16 protein-coding genes are annotated in these 16,541 nt (G+C 64.9%); 6 read left to right on the top strand and 10 right to left on the bottom strand.

Annotated features, from left to right (window positions below; genetic code table 11):
- Window positions 1-140: 140 nt before the first annotated feature.
- From GPL20_RS20760 to GPL20_RS20730, 7 genes are all read right to left on the bottom strand, one after another.
- The gene (locus GPL20_RS20760; RefSeq protein ID WP_157331357.1) at window positions 141-914 is read right to left on the bottom strand and encodes a thioesterase family protein; all 774 of its coding nucleotides are present in this window, start codon (window positions 912-914) and stop codon (window positions 141-143) included.
- A 246-nt stretch (window positions 915-1,160) separates the two neighbouring features.
- On the bottom strand, window positions 1,161-2,129 hold the full coding sequence (locus tag GPL20_RS20755; RefSeq protein WP_157331356.1) for an NAD(P)H-dependent flavin oxidoreductase: 969 nt from the start codon (window positions 2,127-2,129) through the stop codon (window positions 1,161-1,163).
- A 259-nt stretch (window positions 2,130-2,388) separates the two neighbouring features.
- Window positions 2,389-3,789 (bottom strand): aspartate ammonia-lyase, encoded by a 1,401-nt coding sequence (locus GPL20_RS20750; protein WP_157331355.1) that lies wholly within the window; start codon window positions 3,787-3,789, stop codon window positions 2,389-2,391.
- Window positions 3,790-3,816: 27 nt separating this feature from the next.
- Window positions 3,817-4,356 (bottom strand): hypothetical protein, encoded by a 540-nt coding sequence (locus GPL20_RS20745; RefSeq protein ID WP_157331354.1) that lies wholly within the window; start codon window positions 4,354-4,356, stop codon window positions 3,817-3,819.
- Window positions 4,357-4,483: 127 nt separating this feature from the next.
- On the bottom strand, window positions 4,484-5,086 hold the full coding sequence (locus tag GPL20_RS20740) for a YqaA family protein (RefSeq protein WP_205751185.1): 603 nt from the start codon (window positions 5,084-5,086) through the stop codon (window positions 4,484-4,486).
- 35 nt (window positions 5,087-5,121) lie between these two features.
- Window positions 5,122-5,526: a phosphoribosyl-ATP diphosphatase gene (gene hisE / locus GPL20_RS20735; RefSeq protein ID WP_157331353.1), complete on the bottom strand. Its 405-nt coding sequence runs from the start codon at window positions 5,524-5,526 to the stop codon at window positions 5,122-5,124.
- Between the two features lie 118 nt (window positions 5,527-5,644).
- A complete protein-coding gene (locus tag GPL20_RS20730; RefSeq protein ID WP_157331352.1) occupies window positions 5,645-6,001 on the bottom strand; it encodes a hypothetical protein in 357 nt (118 codons plus the stop codon).
- Window positions 6,002-6,229: 228 nt separating this feature from the next.
- Here GPL20_RS20730 and GPL20_RS20725 point away from each other — a divergent pair, with 228 nt between their 5' ends.
- The 6 genes from GPL20_RS20725 to GPL20_RS20700 all read left to right on the top strand — a co-directional run bounded on the left by GPL20_RS20725 (window position 6,230) and on the right by GPL20_RS20700 (window position 13,872).
- Complete coding sequence (locus GPL20_RS20725) at window positions 6,230-7,279, top strand: ABC transporter substrate-binding protein (protein WP_167533134.1); 1,050 nt, start codon at window positions 6,230-6,232, stop codon at window positions 7,277-7,279.
- Between the two features lie 92 nt (window positions 7,280-7,371).
- Window positions 7,372-9,168: a glucan ABC transporter ATP-binding protein/ permease gene (locus GPL20_RS20720; protein ID WP_157331350.1), complete on the top strand. Its 1,797-nt coding sequence runs from the start codon at window positions 7,372-7,374 to the stop codon at window positions 9,166-9,168.
- Between the two features lie 189 nt (window positions 9,169-9,357).
- Window positions 9,358-10,830, top strand: a complete 1,473-nt coding sequence (locus tag GPL20_RS20715; protein WP_254125534.1) for a D-alanyl-D-alanine carboxypeptidase family protein — start codon at window positions 9,358-9,360, stop codon at window positions 10,828-10,830.
- Window positions 10,831-11,021: 191 nt separating this feature from the next.
- Entirely contained in the window at window positions 11,022-12,707 is a 1,686-nt protein-coding gene (locus GPL20_RS20710) for a long-chain fatty acid--CoA ligase (protein ID WP_157331349.1), read from the top strand.
- A 15-nt stretch (window positions 12,708-12,722) separates the two neighbouring features.
- Complete coding sequence (locus GPL20_RS20705; protein WP_157331348.1) at window positions 12,723-13,277, top strand: DUF924 family protein; 555 nt, start codon at window positions 12,723-12,725, stop codon at window positions 13,275-13,277.
- Between the two features lie 109 nt (window positions 13,278-13,386).
- Complete coding sequence (locus GPL20_RS20700) at window positions 13,387-13,872, top strand: peroxiredoxin (protein ID WP_157331347.1); 486 nt, start codon at window positions 13,387-13,389, stop codon at window positions 13,870-13,872.
- 132 nt (window positions 13,873-14,004) lie between these two features.
- Here GPL20_RS20700 and rnhA read toward each other — a convergent pair whose 3' ends face one another.
- Genes rnhA through ispH form a run of 3 tightly spaced genes read right to left on the bottom strand, consistent with a single transcriptional unit; the run spans window position 14,005 to window position 16,424 of the window.
- On the bottom strand, window positions 14,005-14,469 hold the full coding sequence (gene rnhA / locus GPL20_RS20695; RefSeq protein WP_254125532.1) for a ribonuclease HI: 465 nt from the start codon (window positions 14,467-14,469) through the stop codon (window positions 14,005-14,007).
- Window positions 14,466-15,449 carry a homoserine kinase gene (locus tag GPL20_RS20690; RefSeq protein ID WP_157331346.1) on the bottom strand — a complete coding sequence of 328 codons (984 nt, stop codon included), beginning with the start codon at window positions 15,447-15,449 and terminating at the stop codon, window positions 14,466-14,468. The genes rnhA and GPL20_RS20690 overlap by 4 nt, the downstream gene beginning before the upstream one ends.
- Window positions 15,450-15,455: 6 nt before the next feature.
- A complete protein-coding gene (gene ispH, locus GPL20_RS20685) occupies window positions 15,456-16,424 on the bottom strand; it encodes a 4-hydroxy-3-methylbut-2-enyl diphosphate reductase (RefSeq protein ID WP_157331345.1) in 969 nt (322 codons plus the stop codon).
- Window positions 16,425-16,541 lie beyond the last annotated feature (117 nt).

Below are 16,541 nucleotides of genomic sequence, written 5' to 3'. Positions count from 1 at the left end.
CTGATTGGCGGCCGTGAGGAGGATTCTTGGCGGGCGATGGTTAATCTGCCGTTAAGTGAGGCGGGTCGGAGCCATGCAGGATTAACTGTGCGGGTCGCACCACTCCCCCACCCGCGAGCGGGAGAGGAAAGACATCCGCGCTACCGTTTCTCGATCACGAGGCTCTGCACCGCGCGGCCGAAGTATCCCCGCCTATCCGCCAGCCGCGACATCGCGAGCCCGGCACCGTCGGGGCCGATCCAGGATTCACCGTCGAGCAGGATCCACTCGCCGACCGGCTGGCGCGAAAAGTTCACCGTGAGATCGGCGTTGATGTAGGTCCAGGCGCGAAAGTCGAGCGTCGAGGCGGTGCCATTGGAGAAGTCGGCGGCGACCACGGCGCGCATCGCCTGCGAGACCGCTTCGCCTTCAATCAGCGGATGGTCGACGCGAAACCAGATCGCGCCGGCGGCGGCCTGGCCGAAGCGGCCGCGGGCGGCCCGCATCGAGACCGAGCGCACGAACGGGCTGGTGGCGGCGTGACCGTCCTCGAGCAGCGAGTCCTCCGGCGACGGCAGCGTGACCGGCAGCTCCTTGACGTCATCGGGCAGCGTCAGCGCCTGGCGCCTGACCTTGAGCACGGTGGCGCCGACCACCTGCACGCCGTCCGCGAGCAGCTTGATCCCGCAGAGCTGGATCTTGCGGCCCTCGCGCAGGACTTCGGTCGCAATCGTCAGCGGCGCCACCGGAACGGGGCGCATCAGATCGATGGTGACGCGCGCGATGTCCATGGCGACCGGCGTCGGAATGCGCTCGGCCGCCCAAGTCACCAGCGAAGCCGGCGCCGAGCCGTGCTGCATGCGCCGGTCCCAGGGGCCGGCGGCATCCGGGCTGGTGACGACACTGTTGCCGTCGACGCGGTAGATGGCTGTCATCGCTCAAAATCTCCGTTGGCCTAGACTGTCGGAGCTCAGCAATAGCTGTCGTCCCCGCGAACGCGGGGACTCATAACCCCAGGAAGGAGTTGTGGCGCGAGATGCCCACTCCGAGTCTTCGCCAAACTACTCCCTGTGGGTATCGCGACGAGCGCAAGCGCTCGCGCGGGGGTCCCGGATCGGCGCTCCGCTTCGCTGCGCTTGTCCGGGACGACGGATGAGAGAGATGCGGGACCACAGCCTTCATCACAGCGGCGGATCGATTGCCTCGTCGTATTCCTTCTTGAAGCGCGCGATCAGGTCGGCGGCGGGCACGATGCCTTCGATGCTGCCGATGCCCTGACCACTGCCCCAGATCTCCTTCCAGGCCTTCGGCTTGGCGCGTTCGCCGGAGGCGTCGGTGCCGAAATTCATCTTGGACGGATCGGACGTCGGCAGGTTCTCGGGGTCCATGCCCGCGGCGAGGATCGAGGGCTTCAGGTAGTTGCCGTGCACGCCGGTGAAGAGGTTGGAATAGATGATGTCGTCGGCGCTCGAGCCCGCGATCATCTCCTTGTAGTTCTCGACCGCGTTCGCTTCCTTGGTGGCGATGAACGCCGAGCCGATATAGGCAAAGTCTGCACCGAGGATGCGCGCGGCGCGGATCGCCTTGCCGTTGCCGATCGCGCCCGACAGCGCGATCGGACCGTCGAACCACTTTCGCGTCTCGGCGACGAAGGCGAGCGGCGAGATGGTGCCGGCATGGCCGCCGGCGCCGGCCGCGACCAGGATCAGGCCGTCGGCGCCCTTCTCGATCGCCTTGTGCGCGAATTTCTGGTTGATCACGTCGTGGAAGACGATGCCGCCCCAGCCGTGCACGGCCTGGTTCAGCTCCTCGCGCGCCCCGAGCGAGGAGATGATCATCGGCACCTTGTACTTGGCGCAGAGTTGCATGTCGTGGTCGAGCCGGTTGTTCGACTTGTGCACGATCTGGTTGACAGCGAACGGCGCCGACGGCCGCTCGGGATGCGCGCGATCGTAGGCTGCGAGCTCCTCGGTGATCCGCGCCAGCCACTCGTCGAGCAGCTCCGGCGGCCGCGCGTTCAGCGCCGGAAACGAGCCGACCACACCCGCCTTGCACTGCGCGATCACGAGATCGGGCACCGAGATGATGAAGAGCGGCGAACCGATCACGGGGATCGAGAGACGTCCCTTGAACAAGGCAGGCATGGACATTGCGGAACGATCCTCTATTGGCGGTCAAATCGAAGGTTGGGATCATACCAACAAGGCAATCTTTCCACTGTCAAGTATTGCGTTTTGACGCCGCGGCGGATGCCGCTACCGCAATTCCAAGCCGCGGAATTCGCGGCCCGCCCTCACCGTCATTGCGAGCGCAGCGAAGCAATCCAGACTGTCTCCGCAGAGGGACGCTGGATTGCTTCGTCGCAAGGGCTCCTCGCAATGACGAGGCGAGGGCGACGGATGACAGCTCCTACCCGATCAACTCCGGATTGATCAGCCGCTCGAACGAGAACATCTCGTCCCACTTCTCCTGCGTCAGCAGCTTGCGCTCGACCACGACGATCTGGTGCAGCGACTTGCCGCTCTTGTAGCCCTCTCGCGCAATCTCGGCGCATTGCTTGTAGCCCAGCAGCGGCTTCAGCACCGTAACGATACCCAACGAATTCAGCACCATGTTGCGGGTGTGCTCCTCGTTGGCGGTGATGCCGACGACGCAATTCTCGCGCAGGCTGTTGACCGCGCGCTCCATGGTGCGGATCGAGAAGAAAAGCGCGAACGAGATCACCGGCTCCATCACGTTGAGCTGGAGCTGGCCGGCGGAGGCGGCGAGCGTCACCGTGGTGTCGAGACCGATGACGAGGAAGCTGGTCTGGTTGACGACCTCGGGGATGACGGGATTGACCTTGCCGGGCATGATCGAGGAGCCCGGCTGGAGCTGCGGCAGGTTGATCTCGTTCAACCCCGCACGCGGACCGGAGGCGAGCAGGCGGATGTCGTTGCAGATCTTCGTCAGCTTGCTCGCAGTGCGCTTCAGGACGCCCGAGAGCTGCACATAGGCGCCGGTGTCGGACGTCGCCTCGACGAGATCGCCTGCGAGGATGAAGTCGACGCCGGTGAGCGCGCTCAAATGCCGGACCGCGAGCTTGGGATAGCCGACCGCCGCAGTGACCGAGGTGCCGATCGCAGTGGCGCCGAGATTGATCTCGCGCAGCAGTGCGCGGGCTTCCGAGATGCGCTCGACCTCCTCGCCGATCGTGGTGCCCCATCCCCGGAATTCGGCGCCGAGCGACATCGGCACCGCGTCCTGGAGATGTGTGCGGCCCATCTTCAGCACGCGGTCGAACTCGCGGCCCTTGGCGAAGAATGCTTCCTGGAGCTGACGCAGGGCCGTCATATAGCTCTCGAGGCGCAGGATCAGGGCGAGTCGAAAGGCGGTCGGGTAGGTGTCGTTGGTCGACTGGCCGTAATTGACGTGGTCATTTGGGCTGACGTGCTGATAATCGCCTTTCGCAAAACCGAGCGATTCCAGAGCGAGGTTGGCGATCACCTCGTTGGCGTTCATGTTGGTGGAGGTGCCGGCGCCGCCCTGGATGAAGTCGGTGACGAACTGATCCATCATGTCGCCGGCGATGACGCGGTCGCAGCCCAGGATGATCGCATCCGCAACCTTTGCCTCGATCGCGCCGAGATCACGGTTGGCCATGGCGGCGGCTTTCTTCACGTAACCAAGCGCCTTCACGAAGTAAGGCTCCTGGTTCATCGGAATGCCGGTGATGTGGAAGTTCTCCTTCCCGCGGATGGTCTGAACGCCATAGTAGATGTCGTCAGCGATCTCACGCTGTCCGAGGAAGTCCTGCTCCGTGCGGGTCATGGGCGCTCCTTTGCTCGCGCGACGTCCTCAGTTCTGGCACAGCGCGCTGGTGACGAACGTATCGGTGCGGCAGTCATCCGGTTTGCGTTGCCGGCCCGGAATGAGAACCTTGGCCGAGCATTTTTCCGCAGAGTCGGCGTTCAGGCTCTTGCCTTCCCTGTAGCCCTTGCTCTGGCAGAGCTGGTCGGCCGCCTGCTTGCAGTCGGGCGCGCCGTTCGAGGAGACCGGGCAGGCCGCGCGTCCCGACACCATGGTGGAGGGCTTGGTCAGCCGCGACAGATCGTTCATGGTCTCGCTGGGGCTTTTGATCGGCGGCAGGATCGAGGGCAGCTTGTCGAACAGCTTGCCCATTTCATTGATCAGCCCGGGATTCTCCTCGCGCGCCGGCGGCGCCGATGGAGCCGGCGTCGACGGCGGCGGCACGGACTGCGGCCCCTGCTCCTGCATCCCGAGCGCCGGCGGTGCGGACTGCGGCCATCCGGTCCCGCCACCAGCAAGCAGGAGCGAAAGCACCGCAAATATCAGCGTCCCCAGCCGCAGGACCGGATTGCCGGATCGAACCATCATGGCGGCAACCGTAGCCGAACCCGCCGCGGCGGCAAAGCGCTGCGGTGGTTCTATCGATCGCGCAGGATCTTCTCGGACAACCGCGTCACACTATGCGCGAGCGCGCCGTTCGGGTCCGGATCATGCTCTAGATCAACTTGATCGCCACCACGAACCCGAGCACCAGGACGACGGCGCCGATCGTCACCCACAAGGCGAGATGCCGCTCGATCCTGACCCGGATCCAGTCGCCATAGCGGTTGAGCAGGATCGCGACGACGAAGAAGCGTCCGCCGCGCGCGACGATCGAGCACAGGATGAACAACAGGATGTTGTAGCCGGCAAAGCCCGACGTGATGGTGACGAGCTTGTAGGGGATCGGCGTCAGCCCCTTGAGCAGGATGATCACCGCCCCCCATTCCGCATAGGAGGCGCGGAAGGCATCGACCTTGTCGCCGAGGCCATAGATCTGGATCAGCCACTGGCCGACCGAGTCGAACAGCAGCGCCCCGATGGCGTAGCCAAGGATACCGCCGAGCACCGAGGTCAGGGTGCAGATCGCCGCATAGACCCAGGCGCGCTGCGGGCGCGCCAGCGACATCGGGATCAACATCACATCCGGCGGAACCGGAAAGAAGGAGCTTTCCGCGAAGGACACGGCTCCCATGATCCAGAGCGCGTAAGGCTTGTGGGCGGCGTCGATGCACCAGTCGTAGATACGTTTCAGCATGGCGCCGCGATGAAGCACCATGGGACGGATTTGTCCATCGCGAGTTTTGTGACGATCTAGTGGCGCTTGCGCGCTGCGCGCCCTTCGAGCGCGACAATTGGCCGCCGCGCAGAGATGCGGGGTGACGCGACTTTGGGCAGTTTCATCGGGGATTTCGGCAGCTTCTCGGCAATGCCGAGCAGGTCTTCCCGCCGCGCCATCTCGCGCCAGACGTCTTCCGGGCGCACCCCGGCCGAGGCCCAGAGCACGGTGAGGTTATAGAGCAGATCGGCGCTCTCCCGGATCACGGCTTCGCTATCGCCGTTGACCGCGTCGATGACGACCTCGATGGCCTCCTCGGCGAGCTTCTTCGCCATTTTGGAAGGTCCGCGCTGAAACAGGCGCGCGGTGCGCGATGTTGCCGGATCAAGGTCCTTGGCCGCGAGCACAGCCAGATATAGCCGCTCAAGCGAATCACTCATGGCACCCAAACTACTCGAAACACATGGCGAGCGTGTTAACGCTCGACAATATAAGCAAAAAAACAAGCCGCCGCGGCAAGCGCGACGGCCTGTTGGTCAATGACATATTACCGATCAGTCAGTAGCAACCGTAGCCGGACCAGCCGTGGGCGCAGACCTTGTCGTAGCCGCCATAGCGCTCTTGGTAGTGCGAGCCGTAATAATAGGGACCATAGCCGGGGCCGCTGTAGTAGACCGGGCCGCTGTCGTAATAGTAACCCGGACCCGGACCATAGGCGTAGGCGTCACGGGACGCTGCGATCGCGAGCCCGGTGCCGATGGCGGCAAAGGCTGCCGCTGCGGCCGCTCCGCCCCCGCCATGCCAGTGGCGGCCGCCCGCGTACGACGCCGTAGGCGCAACGGCGGTCAAGGCCAGCGCCGCCGCGCTGGCAAGAACGGCCTTGCGGCCCGCGAATTTCGATAATCGGTCAAACATGATTCGGACCCTCCTTGGGACCTTCCATTGGTGCCTGTCGACAGGCTCGTGTCTGTCAAACACCCGCATCCCATGTTGGGTTCCCGAAACCCAACACAAGCTGAACGGGGTTGCGTGATCATGACGCAACCGCTGCTCATCCGCCGTTCATGTTGGCGCGGACAGACTACCCGCCAGCCGGCGCTGCGAGCGTCACGAAACCACAACAATGCGGGACCGGCGCAACTGATGTCAGGATTCAAGACGATCGTCCTTCGCTGCCTGCTGGCTCTCGCGATCCCGCTGGCCGCACTGGCCGCACGCGACGTCGGCGCGGCCGAGACCGCTGCACCGTCCGTCGCGATCCACTTCACCTTCGACCGCCCGATCGATGCGAGCATGGCGCCGCTCTTTCTTGCCGCGAAGGACGGCAAATTCAGCGCCGAGAATCTCAATGTGTCCTTCAGCACCGCGCCTGGATCGGCCGAAGCGCTCGCGCGCGTCGCCAAAGGCGACAGCGAGCTTGCACTCGTCGACATCAACGAGCTGATCCGTTTTCGCGACAAGGACAACGCGGCGCCGGTCAAGGCGATATTCGTGCTGTTCAACCGCGCGCCCTACGCGATCGTCGCCCGCAGAAGCCGCGGCGTCCACCTCCTGCCCGATCTCGACGGCAAAACCGTCGGCGTCGCAGACAGCGATCTGTCGATGCGGCTGTGGCCGGCGCTGGCACAGCAGAACGGCATCAACGCATCGCGCGTGAAATTCCACAAGATCAGCGCAGCCGTGCGCGAGCCGATCCTGTCCGCGGGGCAGGTCGATGCGGTCGCCGGCTTCAGCTATCTGTCGGCGGTGAACCTGCGCGACCGCGGCGTGCCCGCTGGCGATCTCGTCGTGCTGCGCTATGCGGATTACGGCTGCGAGGCCTACGGCTTTGCCGTGGTGGTCAATCCGGCCTTCGCTGCAGCGAAGCCAGATGCGGTGAAGGGATTCGTCCGTGCCTTGATCGCCGGCATCAACGCGACCGTCAGGGAGCCGGCGCGCGCGACCGACGAGGCCGCGAGCCGCATCGACGATGCCGATCGCGACCTCGAGCTGGAACGCCTGCGCACCGTGCTCGTCGACAACATCCTTACCGACGAGGTCAGGCGCAACGGCCTCGGCGGCGTCGACCCGGCACGCCTGGAGCGCTCGCTCGACCAGATCGCGCAGGATTTCAAATTCCGCAAGCGGCCGGCGGCGGGCGATATCTTCGACGACCGGTTCCTGCCACCGGTCGAAAGCCGGTTGATCAATTGAGCAAAACCGGCAGCTTCCGCTGTATCTCGTCGGCGATCCCTGCTTAGAATATGGGCTTACTTCCCCGGCTACCGCCCGAGCTCCTGGCCCGCATGTCCATCCTCCGCCTCTATACCCGCGTACTCGAGCTGCTCGGCAAGGAGGCGCGGCTGGGCTGGCTGCTGGCGGTCGCCAATCTCCTGCTGGCAGGCTCGCAGTTCGCCGAGCCGGTGCTGTTTGGCCGGATCGTCGACGTGCTCTCCGGCAAGTCGGTGGCCGGCTCGAATTCGGCGTGGCCGTTCCTGGCCGCCTGGGTGGCGTTCGGGCTGTTCACCATCGCGTGCAGCGCGCTCGTGGCGCTGCAAGCCGACCGGCTCTCCCACCGCCAGCGCCAGGCCGTGTTGACGGACTATTTCGAGCACATTCTGCAACTGCCGCTGACCTTCCACTCCGGTACCCATTCGGGTCGGCTGATGAAGGTGATGCTCAACGGCACGGATGCGCTGTGGCGGCTCTGGCTCGGCTTCTTCCGCGAGCATTTTGCCGCCATCCTCTCGGTCGTGGTGCTGCTGCCGCTGTCGCTCTATCTGAACTGGCGGCTCGCCATCCTGCTGTTCGTGCTCTGCGTCGTCTTCACCGCGCTGACGACCTTCGTGGTGCGCAGGACCTTCGGCATGCAGATGGAGGTCGAGGAGCACTACAGCGAGCTCTCCGCGCGCGCCTCGGACGCGCTCGGCAACGTCGCACTGGTGCAGAGCTTCGTCCGCGTCGAAGCCGAGGTGAAGGGCCTGCGCTCCGTCGCCGACGAGCTGCTGGCCGCGCAGATGCCGGTGCTGTCGTGGTGGGCGCTCGTCACCGTCATCACGCGCGCCTCCACCACCATCACGGTGCTGGCGATCTTCACCCTCGGCATCGCGCTGCACGACCAGGGGCTCACTTCGGTCGGCGAGATCGTGATGTTCGTGAGCTTCGCGACGATGCTGATCCAGAAGCTCGAGCAGGTCGTGAGCTTCATCAACAGCGTGTTCATGGAAGCCCCGCGCCTGCGCGAGTTCTTCAACGTGCTCGACGCCGTGCCCGCCGTGCACGACCGGCCCGATGCGATCGATGCCGGCCGGCTCTCGGGCCTCGTCGAGTTCCACGACGTCACCTTCTCCTATGACGGCAAGCGCCCGGCGATCGAGGACCTCTCCTTCACGGCGCTGCCGGGCCAGACCATCGCGCTGGTCGGCCCGACCGGCGCGGGCAAGTCCACCGCGATCGCGCTGTTGCATCGCGCCTTCGACCCGCAGTCCGGCTTCATCCGGATCGACGGCATGGACGTGCGCGGCGTCACGCTGACCTCGCTGCGGCGAAACATCGGCGTCGTGTTCCAGGAAGCGCTGCTGTTCAATCGCTCGATCGAGGAGAATTTGCGCGTCGGCAAACCTGATGCAACCGAGGCCGAGATGCGCAAGGCGGCGGAGCGCGCGCAGGCGCTCGATTTCATCGAGCGCAGCGGCGGCTTCGAGACCAATGCCGGCGAGCGCGGCCGCATGCTGTCCGGCGGCGAACGGCAGCGGCTGTCCATCGCTCGTGCGCTGCTGAAGGATCCACCGATCCTGATCCTGGACGAGGCGACCAGCGCGCTCGACGCCGTCACCGAGGCCAAGGTGAATGCCGCTCTCGATGAAGTGATGAAGGGCCGCACCACCTTCGTGATTGCCCACCGCCTCTCCACCATCCGCAACGCCACGCGGATCCTGGTGTTCGAGAACGGCCGGGTGATCGAAAGCGGAACTTTCGATGAACTCGTGGCCAAAGGCGGCCATTTCGCCGAGCTGGCCAGGGCCCAGTTCATGGTTCAGGAAAGCGCACGGGCCAGCGTGACGGCGGCCGAGACTGCCGCGACTGCGGTCAAATCCCCGTAGCAAGTCCCCACAGGACCGTCGAATTTCGGCCTATTTCGTTGCGGAATACCGCGCTGATCCCCCTATTCTCGACGCATCAGCCGGTATAGGTTTGCGACGCCGCAAGCGGCGGCGCTGGATTTCAAAACCGAACATCAGATCACGAGAGCCGACCGGAACCGGCGGGTCTCCAAGGACCGGAATCGGATAGTGCACGCCCTTCGCCCGCTGCTTCGCAAGTCCCTGTTCAACCTGGTCGCTGCGACCCTCGCTTGCGCCGCATTGCTTGCGCCGCGCGCGGCGAGCGCCGAGGCGCTGCTCCTGATCGAGGCCGACAGCGGCAAGGTGTTGCAGGCGGACAACGCCACCATTCCCTGGTATCCGGCCTCCGTCACCAAGATCATGACCGCCTATGTGACGCTGAAGGCGGTCAAGGACGGCAGGCTCACGCTGGACACGCTGCTCACGGTCTCGCCGACGGCGGCTTCGCAGTCACCATCGAAGATGGGGTTCCGCCCCGGAACACAGCTGACCGTCGACAACGCGCTGAAGATGATGATGGTCAAGTCGGCGAACGACATGGCCGTCGTGCTCGCCGAAGGCGTCGGCGGTTCGGTCGACGGCTTCTCCGCGATGATGAACGATACCGCGAGGAAGCTCGGCATGACGCAGACGAGCTACGTCAATCCGAACGGCCTGCCCGCCGATGGCCAGATCACGTCCGCGCGCGATCTCGGAATCCTGGCGCGCTCGTTCCTGCGCGACCTGCCGGAATACGAATACTTCGTGCACATCCCGGCGATCCGCTTTGGCAAGCGCACCACCGGCAATTTCAACAAGCTGATCGGTCGCTATCCCGGCGCCGACGGCTTCAAGACCGGCTTCATCTGCGCCTCCGGCTATAATCTCGTGGCCTCGGCCTCGCGCAACGGCCGTCGGCTGATTGCCGTCGTGCTCGGCGCCAATTCCGGCACCGCGCGCGCGGTGAAGGCGGCGCAGCTGCTCGAGCGCGGCTTCAGCCAGGACAATCTGTCGTGGCTGCGTCCCTCGCTCGGTACCGTCGACAACCTCGTGCCGGTCGACGCCTCGCCGCCGAACCTGCGCGACGAGATGTGCGGGCCCAACCGCAAGCGCCCGGCGAGCGACGATGACGATGCGCTGATTGCGGCCAATGGCGGCACGTCCGGATCGGCCACGGGCGGCGAAGCCCAGGTCACCTTCTTCACCGCGGGCCTCCAGCCGCCCCTGATGAAGGCTTCCGAACTGATGGCGTCCGCCCCGACCGCCGCCGAGCCCGTGCTGGTCTATACCGGCCCGACCCGCACCGGCACCGCCCTGATCGCCGCGGTCGCGGCCGATGCCGACCAGCAGACGGTGGCAAAGCCGCGTGGCAAGAAGTCGCGCGTCGCCAAGAAGCCCGACGCGGCTGACAAGCCCAAGGACGGTAACAAGGACGGTAACAAGGACGCGGGCGCCAAGACGGCGGCGGCAAAGCCGGGTGCCAAGCAGGGTGATGCCAAGAGCGATGGCAAGACCGCGGCCAAGCCGGCCGGGACCAAGCACGCCGCGGCCAAGCCCGATGCGTCGGCAAAACCTGCGGCGACCGGCGATCAGGCCCCCAAGCCCGTCAAGCCCAAGGCCGTGACCAAGCCCGCCGCCACCAAGCCGGCCAACAACAGTTAACAGCCCCCCGGGAGCGAGACGGCGCCGGCACTTCGCACCTGCGGCACGCGGTTTGCGATGATTCCAGTAGCTCCTCCCCGACCTTTGCCCTAAGCCTCGACGGCTTGCCACCCGTTCCGGCAGGCTCGATACTGTCGGCAATGAGGTAAGCCCGAGACACAACGGGCTCCGGTCAAGAGAGGGGAGTTTCCATGGAGCGCATCTGGCTCAAGCAATATCCGCCCGGCGTGCCCGCCGATATCGAGCCGACGCAATACGCATCGCTGGTCGACCTCCTGGAGGAGAGCTTCACCAAGTTCGCCGACCGCAAGGCGTTCATTTGCATGGACAAGTCGATCAGCTATCGCGACCTCGACCAGATGTCGGTCGCGCTCGCCGCCTATTTGCAGGGACGCGGGCTCCAGCGCGGCGCGCGCGTCGCCATCATGATGCCGAACGTGCTGCAATATCCGGTCGCCACCGCCGCCGTGCTGCGCGCCGGTTTCGCGGTGGTGAACGTCAATCCGCTCTATACCCCGCGCGAGCTCGAGCACCAGCTCAAGGACTCCGGTGCCGAAGCCATCATCGTGCTGGAGAATTTTGCCCACACCGTCGAACAGGTGATCGCGAAGACGTCGGTGAAGCACATCATTGTCGCCAGCATGGGCGACCTGCTCGGCTTCAAGGGCGTGATCGTCAATCTCGTCGTCCGCCGCGTCAAGAAGATGGTACCGGCCTGGTCGCTGCCGGGCGCGGTGTCCTTCAACGACGCTCTCTCGGCCGGCCGCGGCATGACCTTCAACAAGCCGAAGCTCTCGCCCGGCGACGTCGCCTTCCTGCAATATACCGGCGGCACCACCGGCGTCTCCAAGGGCGCCACCCTGCTTCATCGCAACATCGTCGCCAACGTCTTGCAGAACGACGCCTGGCTCCAGCCGGCACTGGCCGCGCCTCCGCATGTCGATCAGCTCATGATCGTCTGCGCGCTGCCGCTCTATCATATCTTCGCGCTGACGGCCTGCTACCTGCTCGCGGTGCGCGCCGGTGGCTGCAATCTCTTGATCCCCAATCCGCGCGACATCGCCGGCTTCGTCAAGGAGCTGGCGAAATACCAGGTCAACAGCTTCCCGGCCGTGAACACGCTCTACAACGGGCTGATGCATCATCCCGACTTCAAGAAGCTCGACTTCTCCAAGCTGAAGATCTCCAACGGTGGCGGCATGGCGGTGCAGCGCCCCGTCGCGGAGCAGTGGAAGGCGGTGACCGGCTGCTTCATCGCCGAAGGCTACGGCCTGTCGGAGACCTCGCCGACGCTGACCTGCAATCCCGCGACGACGACCGAATTCTCGGGATCGATCGGCATTCCCGTACCCTCGACTTACATCTCGATCCGCGATGACGACGGCAACGAGCTGCCGCTCGGCCAGGCTGGCGAGATCTGCGCCAAGGGCCCGCAGGTGATGTCGGGCTACTGGAACAGGCCGGAAGAGACCGCGAAGGTGATGACCGCGGACGGCTATTTCCGCACCGGCGACATCGGCGTGATGGACGAGAAGGGCTACACCAAGATCGTCGATCGCAAGAAGGACATGATCCTGGTCTCCGGCTTCAACGTCTATCCCAACGAGATCGAGGAAGTGATCGCGAGCCATCCGGGCGTGCTCGAATGCGCCGTGATCGGCATCCCCGATTCCAAGTCGGGCGAAGCGGTGAAGGCGTTCGTGGTGAAGAAGGACCCGAACCTCACGGCCGAGGCCGTGATCAAGTTCTGTCAGGAGCAGCTCACCGGCTACAAGGTGCCCAAGCACATCGAATTCCGCACAGATCTGCCGAAGACCAATGTCGGCAAGATCCTGCGCCGGCAGCTCCGCGACGAGAAGAAGGCGGAGGCGGCGTAAGGCCGCTTTCCATTCATGCTGGAAGTCGGCGACATCAGCCCGGCCGGCATTCTCGCCTTCTGGCGCGAGGCCGGCCGCGAGCGTTGGTACGAGCCCAGCGACGCATTCGACGCGGAGGTCAGGCGCCGCTTTCTCGCGCTCTGGCAAAAGGCGGCCGCTGGCGAGCTTGCATCATGGGAGGCAAGCGACGACGGCGCACTCGCGCTCGTCATCGTGCTCGACCAGTTTCCCCGCAACATGTTTCGCGGCACGTCCCAGGCCTTTGCCAGCGACGCGCTGGCACGCGACGTTGCACGCCGTGCCATCGACCGGGGCACCGATCGCAGGATCGATCCCGTCCTGCTCGAATTCCTCTACCTGCCCTTCATGCACTCCGAGCACCTGGCCGACCAGCTGCATTGCGTCGCGCTGTTTCAGAACACGGACAATGCCGAGAACCTGAAATACGCCCATGTGCACGCCGACATCATCCGCCGGTTCGGCCGCTTCCCCCACCGCAACCGCCTCCTCGGCCGCGACACCACCGCAGAAGAGCAGGCCTTCCTCGACGGCGGCGGCTTTTCCGGCTGATGACATCAAGGTGAGGGGGCGACACCCTTCGCCGCTTTCGCCGCCGGCAATATTGTGCAGGCCGGCCGCCCGGTCTAAAAAGCGGGACCGATTTTCAGGGAGACTGACGATGGCGATCCAGACTGGCGACAAGCTGCCCGAGGCGAAATTCCGCGTGATGACGGCGGAAGGCCCGCAGGTGAAGACCACCGACGATATCTTCAAGGGCAAGAAGGTGGCGCTGTTCGCGGTGCCCGGCGCCTATACCGGCACCTGCCACAAGATGCATCTGCCGAGCATCTTCCTCAACGCCTACGCCATGAAGGACAAGGGCGTCGACACCATCGCGATCGTCTCGGTCAACGACGCCTTCGTCATGAACGCCTGGAAGCGCGACACCGACCAGCGCGACGAGGCGATCTTCCTCGCCGACGGCAATGCCGATTTCACCAAGGCGATCGGCATGGAGCTGGACGCCTCCGCCAACGGCCTCGGCATCCGCTCCAAGCGCTATTCGATGCTGATCGAAGACGGCGTCGTGAAGAAGCTGAACCTCGAGGCGATGCCCGGCAAGGTCGAGGTCTCCGGCGGCGATACGCTGCTCGGGCAGCTGTAAGTTTCGCAACACTTCAACCACGACGTCATGCCCGGGCTTGTCCCGGGCATCCACGTTCTTGGTTGTGCGCAGGAAGGCGTGGATGGCCGGGTCAAGCCCGGCCATGACGCGCGGAGAGAGCGAGCGGCGGCCCTACTCCCTCACCCTCTGCTGCAACCTCGCCATCGCGATCCCGTCTCGCGCCAGTTGATCGGCGCGTTCGTTCTCGGGATGGCCGGCGTGGCCCTTGACCCAGTGCCAGCGAACCTCGTGCTGCTTCAGCGCGGCATCCAGGCGCTGCCATAGCTCGACGTTCTTCACCGGCTTCTTGTCGGCGGTGCGCCAGCCGTTGCGCTTCCAGCCGAAGATCCAGCCCGTGATGCCCTGCCGCACATACTGGCTGTCGGTGTAGAGATCGACCGTGCACGGCTTCTTCAGCGCTTCTAGCGCGGAGATCGCCGCCATCAACTCCATCTGGTTGTTGGTGGTGTGGGGCTCGCCGCCGTTCAGCTCCTTCTCCTTGTCACCGAACTTCAGGATCGCGCCCCAGCCGCCGGGCCCGGGATTTCCCGAGCAGGCGCCGTCGGTATAGATCGTGACATTGGGAAGCTCGCTCACGTGACCAGCCCTGACGGCATCAGCCCGTAATCGCGCACGCTGGTCACGCTCTGGTGGAAGCGCAGCTTGCGGACATATTCCAGCGGATCCTTCGGCTTGACCAGCGCGCCCGGCGGGACGTTGAGCCAGTCGACCAGGCGCGTCAGCAGGAAGCGGATCGCGGCGCCGCGCGCCAGCAGCGGCAGCGCGGCCTCTTCCGCTGTGGTGAGCTTTCGCGCGCGGCCATAGGCATTGAGAAAGGCGCGTGCCTTGGTGACGTTGAAGGAATGATCCGGCTCGAAGCACCAGGCGTTGAGGCAGATCGCGACGTCATAGGACAGCATGTCGTTGCAGGCGAAGGTGAAATCGATGATGCCCGAGAGCTTGTCGCCGAGGAAGAAGACGTTGTCGTTGAAGAGATCGGCGTGGATGACGCCCTCGGGCAGATTGGACGGCCACACCCCGTTCGAGAGATGATCGAGCTCGGCGGCGAGAAAGTCGCGCAGGCCCGGTTGCACCTCGTCGGCACGGTTCGAGGCCGCCTCGAACAGCGGCCGCCATCCGGAGACCGAGAGCGCGTTCGCACGCTTGATCGCAAAGTTGGCGCCGGCCAGGTGCATCTTCGCCAGAGCCTCGCCGACACCGGCGCAATGGGCCACGTTCGGCCTGCGCGGCCACATGCCTTCGAGGAAGGTGATGATCGCGGCGGGCCGGCCCGCCAGCTCGCGCAGCGCCTCGCCATCCCTGGCCTTCACCGGCAGCGGGCAGTTGATGCCGTGCTCGGCGAGATGCGTCATCAGCGCGAGGAAGAACGGCAGGTCGTTCTTCGCCACGCGCTTCTCGTAGAGCGTGAGGATGAACGCTCCCTTACTGGTATGCAGCAGGAAGTTGGAGTTCTCGACACCCTCGGCGATGCCCTTGTAGGAGAGCAGTTCGCCGAGATCGTATTGCTTCAGGAAATCCGCAAGCTCGTCGGCGGCAACGTCGGTGTAGACCGCCATGCAGATTTACTCTGCGGCGGCTTCGGGGCGCACCGAGCGCGGCAGCGGGAAGAACTCGTTCTCTTCCGCGGCCGAGACCGTCTCCACATGCAGCGTGTACCGCTCGGCGAACGCGTCCATGATCTCCTCGACGATCACTTCCGGCGCCGATGCGCCCGCAGTGATGCCGAGACTGGTGATGTTGCCGAACTTGTCCCAGTCGATGTCGGCGGCGCGCTGCGCCAGCACCGCGATCCTGCAGCCCTCGCGCTCGGCGACCTCGCGCAGGCGCTGCGAGTTCGACGAGTTCGGTGCACCGACCACGATCAGGGCGTCCACCACCGGCGCCACCTTCTTCACCGCGAGCTGGCGGTTGGTGGTGGCGTAGCAGATGTCTTCCTTGTGCGGGCCGTTGATGTTCGGGAAGCGCTCCTTGAGCAGCGCCACGATCTCCGCAGTGTCGTCGATCGACAATGTGGTCTGGGTCACGAAGGCGAGGTTGTTGGGGTCCTTCGGAGCGATGGTCTTGGCGTCCTCGGCGGTCTCGATCAGCGTGACGGCGCCGGCCGGAAGCTGGCCGAGCGTGCCGACCACTTCAGGATGATGGGAGTGGCCGATCAGGAAGATCTCGCGGCCGCGCTTGAAGTGGATCGCGGCCTCGCGGTGCACCTTGGTCACCAGCGGGCAGGTCGCATCCAGCGAGAACAGGTTGCGGGACTGGGCGTCGGCCGGAACCGACTTCGGCACGCCATGGGCCGAGAACACCACCGGGGCGGTGGTGTTTTCCGGGATTTCGGCGAGCTCTTCGACGAAGATGGCGCCCTTCTTCTTCAACCCGTCGACGACATATTTGTTGTGCACAATCTCATGGCGAACATAGACGGGGGCGCCGTACTTATCGAGCGCCCGTTCCACGGTGTCGATCGCCCGGACCACCCCGGCACAGAAGCCACGGGGAGAACAAAGCACGATCTTGAGGTCTGGTTTGGCTGACATTGAGCGATCTCGGGACCGAATCACCCGTTTCGCCTTCTGGCGGGGGCGGTCGATGGATGGAATAGGGATTAAAACGGTCTGCTTGGGTCTTCAAGGGAATTGGGCCCCCTTTCGGGC

The sequence above is a fragment of the Bradyrhizobium cajani genome (assembly GCF_009759665.1).
GTDB classification, from domain to species: Bacteria; Pseudomonadota; Alphaproteobacteria; order Rhizobiales; family Xanthobacteraceae; genus Bradyrhizobium; species Bradyrhizobium cajani.
Note: the sequence above shows the minus strand (reverse complement) of the source record. Positions and strands in the feature narration are given on the sequence as shown.